The sequence below is a fragment of the Bradyrhizobium manausense genome, from assembly GCF_001440035.1.
GTDB lineage: Bacteria > Pseudomonadota > Alphaproteobacteria > Rhizobiales > Xanthobacteraceae > Bradyrhizobium > Bradyrhizobium manausense.
On sequence record NZ_LJYG01000087.1, the window covers coordinates 24287 to 35471 of the forward strand.

General features: G+C 65.5%; 9 protein-coding genes and 1 pseudogene. 5 read left to right on the plus strand and 5 right to left on the minus strand.

All coding sequences use genetic code 11. The annotated features are described in order from the left end of the window. Positions 1–15: 15 nt before the first annotated feature. Positions 16–891, plus strand: coding sequence for a hypothetical protein (locus AOQ71_RS20315; protein ID WP_057749954.1), 876 nt, complete (start codon positions 16–18; stop codon positions 889–891). A gap of 177 nt (positions 892–1068) precedes the next feature. Continuing rightward, entirely contained in the window at positions 1069–3936 is a 2868-nt protein-coding gene (locus AOQ71_RS20320; RefSeq protein ID WP_057749957.1) for a PAS-domain containing protein, read from the plus strand. A 226-nt stretch (positions 3937–4162) separates the two neighbouring features. Here the strand turns inward: AOQ71_RS20320 and AOQ71_RS20325 are convergent, their stop codons facing one another. After that, positions 4163–5857, minus strand: a complete 1695-nt coding sequence (locus AOQ71_RS20325; RefSeq protein WP_057750072.1) for a bifunctional diguanylate cyclase/phosphodiesterase — start codon at positions 5855–5857, stop codon at positions 4163–4165. A 219-nt stretch (positions 5858–6076) separates the two neighbouring features. Between AOQ71_RS20325 and AOQ71_RS20330 the strand changes: the two genes are divergently transcribed. Next, positions 6077–6337, plus strand: coding sequence for a hypothetical protein (locus tag AOQ71_RS20330; protein ID WP_057750075.1), 261 nt, complete (start codon positions 6077–6079; stop codon positions 6335–6337). 101 nt (positions 6338–6438) lie between these two features. On the opposite strand, the gene AOQ71_RS20335 is transcribed toward AOQ71_RS20330, so the two are convergent. The 3 genes from AOQ71_RS20335 to mtgA all read right to left on the minus strand — a co-directional run bounded on the left by AOQ71_RS20335 (position 6439) and on the right by mtgA (position 8243). Further along, positions 6439–7077: a hypothetical protein gene (locus tag AOQ71_RS20335; protein ID WP_057750078.1), complete on the minus strand. Its 639-nt coding sequence runs from the start codon at positions 7075–7077 to the stop codon at positions 6439–6441. A 139-nt stretch (positions 7078–7216) separates the two neighbouring features. Continuing rightward, a complete protein-coding gene (gene rpmF / locus AOQ71_RS20340) occupies positions 7217–7399 on the minus strand; it encodes a 50S ribosomal protein L32 (protein ID WP_007598106.1) in 183 nt (60 codons plus the stop codon). A gap of 169 nt (positions 7400–7568) precedes the next feature. Further along, positions 7569–8243 carry a monofunctional biosynthetic peptidoglycan transglycosylase gene (gene mtgA, locus AOQ71_RS20345; RefSeq protein WP_057749960.1) on the minus strand — a complete coding sequence of 225 codons (675 nt, stop codon included), beginning with the start codon at positions 8241–8243 and terminating at the stop codon, positions 7569–7571. Between the two features lie 161 nt (positions 8244–8404). Between mtgA and AOQ71_RS20350 the strand changes: the two genes are divergently transcribed. Next, the gene (locus tag AOQ71_RS20350; RefSeq protein WP_057749965.1) at positions 8405–9328 is read left to right on the plus strand and encodes a polyprenyl synthetase family protein; all 924 of its coding nucleotides are present in this window, start codon (positions 8405–8407) and stop codon (positions 9326–9328) included. A gap of 74 nt (positions 9329–9402) precedes the next feature. Next, the gene (locus tag AOQ71_RS20355; protein ID WP_057749967.1) at positions 9403–10089 is read left to right on the plus strand and encodes a DUF1345 domain-containing protein; all 687 of its coding nucleotides are present in this window, start codon (positions 9403–9405) and stop codon (positions 10087–10089) included. 51 nt (positions 10090–10140) lie between these two features. On the opposite strand, the pseudogene AOQ71_RS48220 reads toward AOQ71_RS20355, so the two are convergent. Next, a pseudogene (locus AOQ71_RS48220) lies at positions 10141–11185 on the minus strand (caspase family protein); the annotation flags it as partial.

The window sequence follows — 11185 nt, forward strand, 5'->3', positions numbered from 1 at the left end:
ACGGGCAAGACGAGCGTGATCCATACCAAGGTCCGATGTCGCGAGATCACCGAGTCCGACGTCGAAGGCATCGCGGACTTGCTGACGCGCGGCTTCGTCGGCCGCTCGCGCAACTACTGGATCCAGGGCCTGCGCCGGCAAGCCTTCCGGCCGGTGCCGGACGGCTATCCGCGCTTCGGCTACATGCTCGACAATGACGGCGAGCCGGTCGGCGTGCTGCTGCTGATCTATACCGCGCGCAAGGACGGCGAGGAGACCGCCATCCAGTGCAACCTGTCGAGCTGGTATGTCGAACCAGCCTATCGCAACTACGCGCCGCTGCTGACAAAGATCGCGCAGCGGCACAAGCACGTGACCTATCTCAACATCAGCCCGGCACCGTGGACCTGGCCGATCGTCGAGACGCAGGGCTTCCGAGCCTATTGCCGCGGTCTGTTCGTCTCGGTCCCGGCACTGTCGCGCGCGCCGCGCCGGAGCAAGATCGAGGTCATCTCGCAGCACGCCAAGACGATCGAGGGGCTTTCCGAAGCCGAGACCGAGCTCCTGACACGGCATGCGCGCTACAATTGCCTCAGCCTGGTCTGCCGCACGCCGAAGGGCGCATTCCCCTTCATCCTGCAACCGGTGCGCATCCGCCGCGGTTTCATCGCACCGCCGGTGATGCAGTTGATCTACTGCCGCGGCGCCGCCGAATACGCCACCTGCGCCGGTCGCATCGGCCGGCTGCTGCTGCGGCTCGGCAAGATCTCAGTGCTCGTCGATTCCAACGAGCCCATTCCCGGCCTTGTCGGTATTTATACCGAGCAGCGCGGCCGCAAATATTTCAAGGGCCCGCATCGCCCGCGACTGGCCGATCTCACCGATACGGAACTCGTGCTGTACGGGCCGTAGGCGCGATACGCGCTTACGACAGCGCGAATTGCCGTGCGGTCTGGGATCAACACTCTCAGCATCAGTAGACACCCTCCGTAAACTACGGCGCTTAAGGGAATTTTCCCGCCTCTTCGCTACGCTCGGTGGCTGAATTACGTTGTGTTAAGTTCATTGCCACCGAGATCCGCTGATCCCATGATGTCGACCTGCGACAACGAGCTCGGTGCGCGCCGCGAGCAAGGCCAGGAGGCCCTGCTGTCGCTAAGTCAGCTTGCGCTCGACGGCATGGAACAGGGCGTCTGCGTCTACGACGCGGACAACCGGATCGTCCTGGTCAACCGCCGGTACGTCGAGCTGTTCGACATGTCGCCCGACATCGTCCGGCCCGGAACGTGCTACCGCGACGTGCTCGCCCACAGCGCAGCGCGCGGCAATATCCCGGCGAGCGAGCTCGACGCGCTCTATGCTACGCGGATCGCGTCGATCGCGGCCGGCGAACCGTTCCGGACCCGGCAGACGCTCGCAAGCGGCCTTGTCATCACGCTCGAGCTGAAGCCGCTTCGCGGCGGCGGCTGGATGACGATTTGCGACGACGTCAGCCGCCTCGCCCGCCTAGAAGCCGAGTTACGGCTTCAGACCGAGCGCAGCCAGCACGCGCTCGCGAACATGTCTCACGGCCTCATCATGTTTGACGCCGATAGCCGCCTCGTCGTCTGCAACGAACGTTTCCTGCACCTCTACGACCTCGATCCCAACATCCTGAAACCGGGTATTACGCACACCGAGTCGATCGACCTTTGGCTCGCCCGCGGCAACCGAACGGACATGCCGGGAGACGAATTCCGCAATGCCCGGATCAACGATGTCCTGACCCGGAACCCCAAATCCGTTTTGGTGACGCGCTATGACGGCCGGAAGATCCAGGCCGTATCGCGGTTCATGCCCGACGGCGGTTGGGTGACGCTGCATGAGGATGTTAACGAGCGGCTGCAATCCGAGGAGACCCTGAAGCAGCAGAACCTCATGCTGGATGCCGCGCTCGAGAACATGGCGCATGGGCTCGCGTTCTACGACAGCGACATGCGCCTGCGTATCTGCAACTCCACCTATCAGAAGATCTACCGGCTGTCGCCGGAGGAGAGCAAACCGGGTACGCACCTGTCCGATCTGATCGAACGATCGATGGCGAACGGCGCCTTTTCATCCGAATACAGCCCGCAGCAGATCCTTGAAGCCGCGCGCGCCCGGATCGAGAACAACGATTCCTCGCCGATGCGCCGGCGCATGACCAACGACACGATCATCTCGGTGCGCTATTGCGCGCTGCCCGAAGGCGGCTTCGTCGCCACCTATGAGGACATCACCGAGCGCGAGCGCGCGGTCGAGGAGCTGAGCGAGCAGTACCGCCGCTTCGACGCCGCGCTGAACAACATGAGCCAGGGCCTGTGCATGCTCGATGCGAGCCTGCACGTGATCGTCTGCAACCGCCGCTACATCGAGATGTACGGCCTGTCGCCCGACATCGTGAAGCCCGGCGTCTCGATGCGCGAGATCATGGAGCACAGCTGCGATCTCGGCATCCATCCGAACACGACCGCCGCCAAGCTCTATGCCGACTATGTCGAGCGGCTGCGCGAGGGCGAACACACGCTGCACCGTCACTTAAGCGACGGCCGCATCATCAAGCTCAACCACAAGCGGATGGAGCATGGCGGCTGGGTCGTCACCTACGAGGACGTCACCGAGCGCCACAAGGCCGAGGCCCGCGTCGCGCATATGGCGCGGCACGATTCCCTGACGGATCTGCCCAACCGCGCGCTGTTCCGCGAGAAGATGGGCGAGGGACTGAACCAGGTCGCGATCGCCGGCGGGTCCATGGCGGTGCTGTGCTTCGACCTCGACAATTTCAAGACGGTCAACGACCGGCTCGGCCACGCTGCCGGGGACCGGCTGCTGCGCTGGGTCGCGGCGCGGCTGAAGGAGAATGTCGGCGAGCACGACACGGTCGCCCGCCTCGGCGGCGACGAGTTCGCCGTGCTCCAGCGCGGACCGCAGCCGCAATCGGCGGAGCGGCTGGCGCGGCGCCTGGTCGAGATCATCGGCCACCCGCCGCCGCTGGAAAGCCAGTCCATCCATGTCGGCGTCTCCGTCGGCATCGCGATCGCGCCCGACCACGGGCTCGATGCCGACGAGCTGATGAAATGCGCCGATCTTGCGCTGTACCAGGCCAAGGCCAAAGGGCGCGGCGCCTATCAGTTGTTCGAGCCGCGGATGGAAGAAGAGGCGCGCAGCCGCCACGCGCTCGAGCACGATCTGCGCGGCGCGCTGGAAGATAACCAATTCCATCTGGTGTTCCAGCCGCAGGTGCGGCTCGACAGCAGCGAGCTGACCGGCTTCGAGGCGCTGCTGCGCTGGAAGCATCCCTCGCGCGGCCTGGTCTCGCCGGCCGAGTTCATTCCGATCGCCGAGGAGAACGGGCTGATCGTTCCGATCGGCGAATGGGTGCTGCGCACCGCCTGCGCCACGGCCGCCTCATGGCCTGAGGTGATCGTCGCGGTGAACCTGTCGCCCGTGCAATTCCACTCGCGCGGACTGGTGGCGATGGTGACGAACGCGCTGGCGGAAGCCGGGCTGCCGCCGCAGCGGCTGGAGCTCGAGGTCACCGAGACGGCGCTGCTCGACGACAGCGAAGCGACGATCGGGATGCTGCACCAGCTTCGCGCGCTCGGCGTGCGCGTCAGCCTGGATGATTTCGGCGTCGGCTATTCCTCGCTGAGCTATTTGCGCAAGTTCCCGTTCGACCGCATCAAGATCGACCGCTCCTTCGTCGGCACGCTCGGCGAAAGCCCGGAGAGCGTCGCCATCGTCCGCACCATCGCGAGCCTCGGCTCGGTGCTCGGCGTCGAGACCACGGCGGAGGGCGTCGAGACGATCGAGCAGCTCGACTTCGTGCGCGAATGCGGCTGCACCGCGGTGCAGGGCTATTATTTCGGCAAGCCCTGCCCGGCGGCGGAGGTCGGCCTGACCATCGAGACGCTGAACGCGGTTCGCCGCGTGGCGTGAACTCGGTCCCGTCTCGTCAAGTTTCGAAAACAACCCCATGCACAGTAGAACGAGGATTGATTTCACAGGAGAAATTCGTGGAGATGCGGCTGAGCCGTACTGGCGAAGCTCTCCACCCGGAAGGTCGCGTGGTAGGGTGGGCAAAGCGGAGCGTGCCCACGTCTTCTATCCGTCATTGGGAGATCGTGGGCACGGCGCAAGTGCGCCTTTGCCCACCCTACCAGACCTACCCCGCGGCCGGCAGCGCGTCGTTCGGCGGCCGACACCACGGCCGCTCGGCTGAGGCGAGGCCGATCAGGCGGCCCTGGATGTAGTCGCAGCCCCAGTCGCGCAGCATGGTGGCGGCCTCCTCGTCCTGCACCCATTCGGCGACGGTCTTGATGTCGAGGCGGCGGGCGAGGTCGATCAGGGTCTGGACGAAGGCGCGGTCGTCGGCGGAACGGATGATGTTCTGCACGAAGGCGCCGTCGATCTTGACGATGTCCACGCCGAGCTTGCGCAGGTTTCGGAACGAGGTGTAGCCGGCGCCGAAATCGTCGATGGCGATGCGGCTGCCGAAATTCTTGAGCCGGCTGACGAAGGCGCGGACGTCGTCGATGTCCTGGATCGCGACCGTCTCGGTGATCTCCACGATCAGCCGCTCGGCAACGCCGGGATGGGCGCGCATCAGCGATTCGATTCCGGCCCACCAGTCCGGATCCATCGTGGTATCGGGCGAAATGTTGAGGCTGAGCCTGACATCGGGCGCGGCCGCGAGCTCTGCGACCACGAGCTCGAGCACGCGGTGATCGACCAGGCGGATCAGGCCGAGCCGTTCGGCGACCGGCACGATGTCGGGTGCGAGCAGCACCTGGCCGTCGCCCTGGTCCATCCGCACCAGGCATTCGTGGAACGCGCCCTCGCGCGTGGCGGCCGACACCACCGGCTCGTAAGCGAGCCTGATGCGGCGCTCGTTCAGCGCGGTGACGATCTCGTCGGTGACGCGGATATTGACGCGGCGCTGCGCATCACGGGTCGCATCCGGGCGCCAGGCCGCGAACGCACCGGCGCGGCGACGCTTGGCGGCGTCGAGCGTCTCATGGGCGCGATTGATCGCCTCGTCGGTGTTGCGGGCATAGCGCGGCAGGCTGACGGCGCCGATCGAGACGGTGACAGACACCGGCCCGGACTTGGTCGGCACCACCTCGTCGCGGACACCGGCGAGGAAGCGCTCGGCGGCGACGTTCATGTCGTCGACGGTGCAGTTCTTCAGGATCAGGCCGAACTTGTTGCCCGAGAAGCGGCCGAGCACGTCACCGCCGCGCAGGCGCGCGCGAATGCGCCTGGCGACGTCGAGGATCACGGCGTCGGCGACGTCGAAGCCGAAGGCATCGTTGACGCGGGCGAGATGATCGATGCCGACCAGCATGAACGCCGCGGTCGAGCGGAAGCGGGTGGTCTCCTCGATCGCTTCGGCCAGCGCCGCAATCAGATGTGAGCGGTTGAGCTCGCCCGTCAGCGGATCGAGCCGGGCAAGCCTGGTCAATTCCTCGTCCCGGGCGTGTCGTTCATTATTGATCCTGATAGAGCCGATCGCGCGCGTGGGGCGACCGTCAGCGCCGGCAAACCAGCGGCCGGTCTCCTCGATCCAGACCACGGGATCGGAGGCGCTCATGCGCACGCCATATTCGACCCGGTAGGGCGTGCCGTCGTTGCCGTGCACGGCGGAGGTCTGCGCCAGCGCGGCGCTCCGCAAGCCTTGCGCAGGCTCGATCAGCTTGGCGAACTCGGCGCCGGTGGCAAGCCGCTCGGCCGGAATGCCGGGGAAGATGGCGCCGGCCTGCTCGCCCCAGACGATCGCGTCGCTGGCGAGATCCCAGACGAACAGGGCCTCGCCGAGGGCGGCGAGGATTTCGGAGGCTTGCGGCAATGCTGGGGTCAAAAGCGCCTCGTTTCGGGACAGCGGGGAGTCCTGAGCCGGCACAGAATAGGGCCAGAATCGTCTCCGACCCTAGGCAAAGTTCATAAACAATTTGGAAACCACGTTCCCGAACCGCGCGGAACGGAATAGGCTCCGCCGGCATAGGCCTTGCGAGACCATCACATGCACCGGCGCCAGCGTCCCAAAACGCGCCAGTTCATCAGGATCAGCGGTGTTGCGATGGTGAATGCGGATCAGATCGAACAAACGACGCGGGAAGCGAGTACCGCGCTGGTCCCGCTTGCGCCGGTTTTACAGCTGGTCCGCAAGGTGCCGCTGACGCGCCCCGATCCGAGCTTCGTCACCCAGCTGATCGCCAATGCCGAGCACCTGCCCCAGGCCAGCCGGCTGCGCCGCGGCTCGTCCGAGGACGCCCGCATGGCCTATGGCGGCAAGCGCCCGCTTCCCAGCGTTACCTCGCGCACGCGGCAGGTGGCGTAAGGCCTCTTTCAGGAAAATAGTTGCCTCGCGCTCGCTCCGCCTCTCGCGCTTGCGAGCGGGAGAGGGAGCACACCACAGCGGCGACCGATGTGCTCTCTCGCTCACCGCGGCTCTTCGGGCGAGGACGGCGTACCGTTGCCCGGCTGCAAATGCGGCGAGGGAATTTCCGGCGACGGCGCGATGCCCGGCTTTGGCGCGGGATGATCCATCAAGACGGATTCGGCCACCGATTGCGCCGAGGGTGCGGGCCGCTCGGGCGGCGGTGCGGGCACGGGATCGAGCTTCGGCTCGAAGGTTGACGCCGGCGACGGCGCCTCGGCCTGGCGCTTGGCCTTGCGCGGCACTGTCACCGTCTCCGTGGCGACATAGGCAATGCGGCGGCGAGTGCGTTGCGCGATGCCGCCGAGGAAATCGGCCATCGAAAGCAGCACCAGCAGAAAATAGGTCGAGTTGCCGAATTTGGGCCACATCACGAATTCGGCCGCGGCCGCGCCGAAGATGATCAGCGACAGCAGATGATCCATCAGGAATTTCGCGCCGGGCCGCGCGCCCTTGACCACTTCAAGCAGCAGCAGCAGCACACCGAGCGCCAGCAGCAGATCGGACAGCGTGACCGGCCAGGGCACGCCCGTGATCATCGGCACCTTGAACAGCACGTCCGAGAAGGACACGCTGGGCATCAGGAAGGCGATGATGTTGTAGACCGCGAGCGGAATCAGAAGCAGCGGGAAACCGACCATCGGCAAAGCGCCTTCTCGATCAAGATGTCCAGACAGAACAATGCAGCGGCGAAGCATTCGCTCCGCCGCCGTCACCGTCATATCTCATGGGTTGGCAATCAGGCGGGCGCAATGCCCGCCTGGAGAAGAGTCCTTAAGCTCAGGACTCTTTCTTCTTCAGGACCTGACGGCCCTTGTACATGCCGGTCTTGAGGTCGAGATGGTGCGGACGACGGAGCTCGCCTGAGTCCTTGTCTTCCACATAGGTCGGCTTCTTGATGGCGTCTGCCGAGCGGCGCATGCCACGGCGCGACGGCGAAGTTTTACGTCTCGGAACGGCCATTTCGATATCCTCTAGGGATTGGTGTTCATCCGGGCATCGTCCGCGGGGGACGGCTCAGCACCCGCAATACGAGGCGAGCTGAATGCCGATCAAGGCCGGGCTTATAGAGGAAGGCTGGCCGTAAAGCTAGGGTTCTGGAGCGGAAAAACGGTACGAAAAGGCCCCGAAATCAGCGATTTTCCCGCCAGCAGGTCAAAAGCGAAGTGGCCTGCGCCCTTGCCACATAGGTCCCGGCCAGCCGCCTCACCCCCGGTCCCGGGACCCTGGCGCTGCGTTTGACCGGATTCGGCAGGATCGCGGCCAGAAGGGCCGCCTCCCGGGGGGACAAATTGGCGGCCGACTTGCCGAAGGCATAGGTGCTCCCGGCCTCCGCCCCGAATTGGCCCTGGGGCCCAAGCTCGGCGATGTTGAGGTAGATTTCCAGGATCCGCTGCTTGGGCAGGACGAGATCGATCCAGAGCGCCAGCGGAAATTCCAGCGCCTTGCGGACGAAATCCCGCCCCTGCCAGAGGAACAGGTTTTTCGCCACCTGCTGGGTGATGGTGGAGGCGCCGCGGAACGCGGTGCCGTCCTCCTCGGCGTCGTTGATCGCCTCGCGCAGCGCGCCCCAATCGATGCCGTGATGCCGGCAGAAATGGGCGTCCTCGGCCGCCACCACCGAGCGCGGCAGGTAAGGCGACATCTCGGCGAGATCGATCCATTCCCGATGCATCGGCGCGCCCGTCAGCGAGCGCCAGGCCATCAGGGTCGAAACCGGGTGACCGGTGCGGTAGAACGGGGCGACCACATAGGGCGCGAGAGCCACGATCGCGAGCGCTACCAGCAGGATTTTGACGATGCGCAAATCGACCTTTCCGGCGCGAAATCAAACGCGGCCACGGATGGCGGCATTAAGTCTGTGATAATTCGGGCCTTTTCCAGCACTTTTTAGGCCTTCCAAACGATTGACTGGGGCGGGCGCATAAAGGATTGTCCCGCCGAATTTTAGTTCTGGAGCCTTTCTTGATGACCGGCACGTCCCCGTCCGATTTCGCCAAACGTCTGGACAAGACCGCTGATGACACCGAAGCCTTGCTCGGGCGTCTGCTGTCGGACGACATCCTGCCCGATGAGATCGCCCGCCCCAAGCGGCTGATGGACGCGATGCGCTATTCGAGCCTCAATGGCGGCAAGCGGCTGCGGCCGTTCCTGGTGGTCGAGAGTGCGGCCGTGTTCGGTGTTCCCCGCGAGGCCGCGCTGCTCGTCGGCGCCGCGCTCGAATGCATCCACTGCTATTCGCTGATCCATGACGATCTGCCGGCGATGGACAATTCGGACCTGCGCCGCGGCCGCCCCACCCTGCACAAGCAGACCGACGATGCGACCGCGATCCTCGCCGGCGACGGCCTTTTGACCATCGCTTTCGACATCATCACCCGCGACGAGGTGCATCGCGACGCCAATGTACGGCTGCTGCTGACGCGCGCGCTGGCGCGCTGCGCCGGCATCGGCGGCATGGTCGGCGGCCAGATTCTGGACCTCGCCGGCGAAGGCCGCTTCGGCGGCAATGAGCCGATCGATGTTGCCCGCATTCAGCAGATGAAGACCGGTGCGCTGCTGCGCTATGGCTGCATCGCCGGCGCGATCCTCGGCCAGGCCTTGCAGAAAGAGTATCAGGCGCTCGACGATTACGGCCGCGCGCTCGGTGAAGCCTTCCAGATCGCCGACGACCTGCTCGACGTCGAAGGCGATGCGGCCGCCCTCGGCAAACCCGCCGGCGCCGACGCCGCCCTCGGCAAGACCACCTTCGTGACCCAGCTCGGCATCGACGGTGCCAAGCAGCGTGTGCGCGACCTGCTGGCCCGCGCCGACAGCGCCATCTCGATCTTCGGCGAGCGCGCCGCCGTACTGCAAGCCGCCGCGCACTTCGTGGCCGAGCGGAAGAACTGACGTCTTCGCCTCTCCCCGCAAGCGGGGCGAGGGAGCAGACCGCCGCTGCGGCAACGAGAGAGCCATTACTCATCATGGCCACTGACAAAGAAGATCCCGTCCTCGCCCGCTTCCGCCAGATGTCGCGGCCGATGCGGCTGATCTATGCGCGGCCGCGGACCTTCATCTCGCTTGCCGCCGGCATCCTCGTCTGCCTGCTCATTCCCGGTTCGTTTCGGCTGGCGACGCGGCTGCTGTTCGGCTGGGATGCGCTGATCGCGGTCTATCTCGTGCTGGTCTATACGATGATGCTGTGCAACGACCACCAGCACATCCGCCGTGCGGCGGCGATGCAGGACGACGGCCGTTTCGTGATCCTGCTGGTGACGGCGACCGGCGCGTTCGCCAGCATTGCCGCGATCGTCTATGAGCTCGGGACGCCGCACCGCGGCGCAATGGAGCTGACCATTGCGATCAGCACCATCGCGCTATCCTGGGCCGCCGTGCATACGACCTTCGCGCTGCATTACGCCCATGACTATTATCGTCACACGCCGGGCGGCTTGCAGTTTCCGAGCGGCGACACCGAAGACCACGCCGACTATTGGGACTTCGTCTATTTCTCGTTCGTGATCGGCATGACGGCGCAGGTCTCCGACGTCGGCATCACCGACAGGACCATCCGCCGCACCGCCACCGCACACGGCATCGTATCGTTCATCTACAACACGGCGCTATTGGCGCTGACGGTGAACATCGCGGCGAGCGCGATCGCGGCATGATCCCCGCAATATTGTCCCGGCTTCTCCAGGACGATATTGCAAGTGACGCTCTCAGTTGCAGACTTCGTAATTGGCATCGTTGTGAGGGCCGCCACCGCCGCGATATTCAAGATGACAACCGCGCTTGACAGGACGGCATAGCAGATCGTTACAAAAGATCTGGCCGCCACCGCCCGAGGCGCGACCGGTACCGGCAGCAGCAACGCCCGCAGCTCCAGCGGCCGCACCGCCGGATTGACGACGCTGCCGTGCGGCACGGTCATCGCTGTCGTCGCGCGTGGCCGTTGCGGGCTTTGCGGTTGCGGGCTTGGCGGTTGCGGGTTTGGCCGGCTTGGCCGCGCGCTGCTTCTCGCATCGATTGTCGTCATTCAGCACATAGCCGTCGTCGCAGACGATCTTGGTGCAGACGTCGCCATCGGCCTTGAAGCCGTGATCGCAGACCAACGGGCAGACGCGTGACTGCCTTGACTTGACCGTGTCGAGCGCATCCGTGCTCGCCACCTTCACGTCGAGCTTGGTGCCGGCATAGCGATTGAACTGCGACAGCGACCGCTGCGAGGACGTATTCCAGACGCCGTCAGCCTGTCCCGAGAAACAGCCGACGCGACCGAGCTCGGTCTGCACCGAGCGGTTGAGATCAACAGGCGTTGCCGTCGGCGTCAGCGCGGCGACGTTGGTTCCGGCGGGGCTTGCGGTGCCGGCCGGCGCAGTGCTCGGCGCCGCCGCGAGATTGACCCGCTGCTGCTCGGCAGCGGCGGCCTGCTGCTGCGCCTGCTCCTTCGCTTTCTGCGCGGCGAACTGGGCCTGCTCGGCCGCCTTCGCCTCGGCCGCTGCCTTGACTTGCGCATCCGTCTGCGCGCCGATCGCAGCGAGACGGTCGCGCTCGGCCTCTGCCTGCCTGGCCTTCTCGATGGCGGCGGCATGAACCTGCTCGGCCTGGATCTTGTCGATCTGAAGCTTGGCAAGGTTGGCGTAGAAGCCGTCCGGATGCTGGGCCAGGAAGGCTTCCCATGCCGCCTTGTTGCCGACCTGGAGCGCGAGCTCATAGTCGCGGCGCATATCGGCCTGCGGATTTTGCACGGGCGCGGGTGCGGCG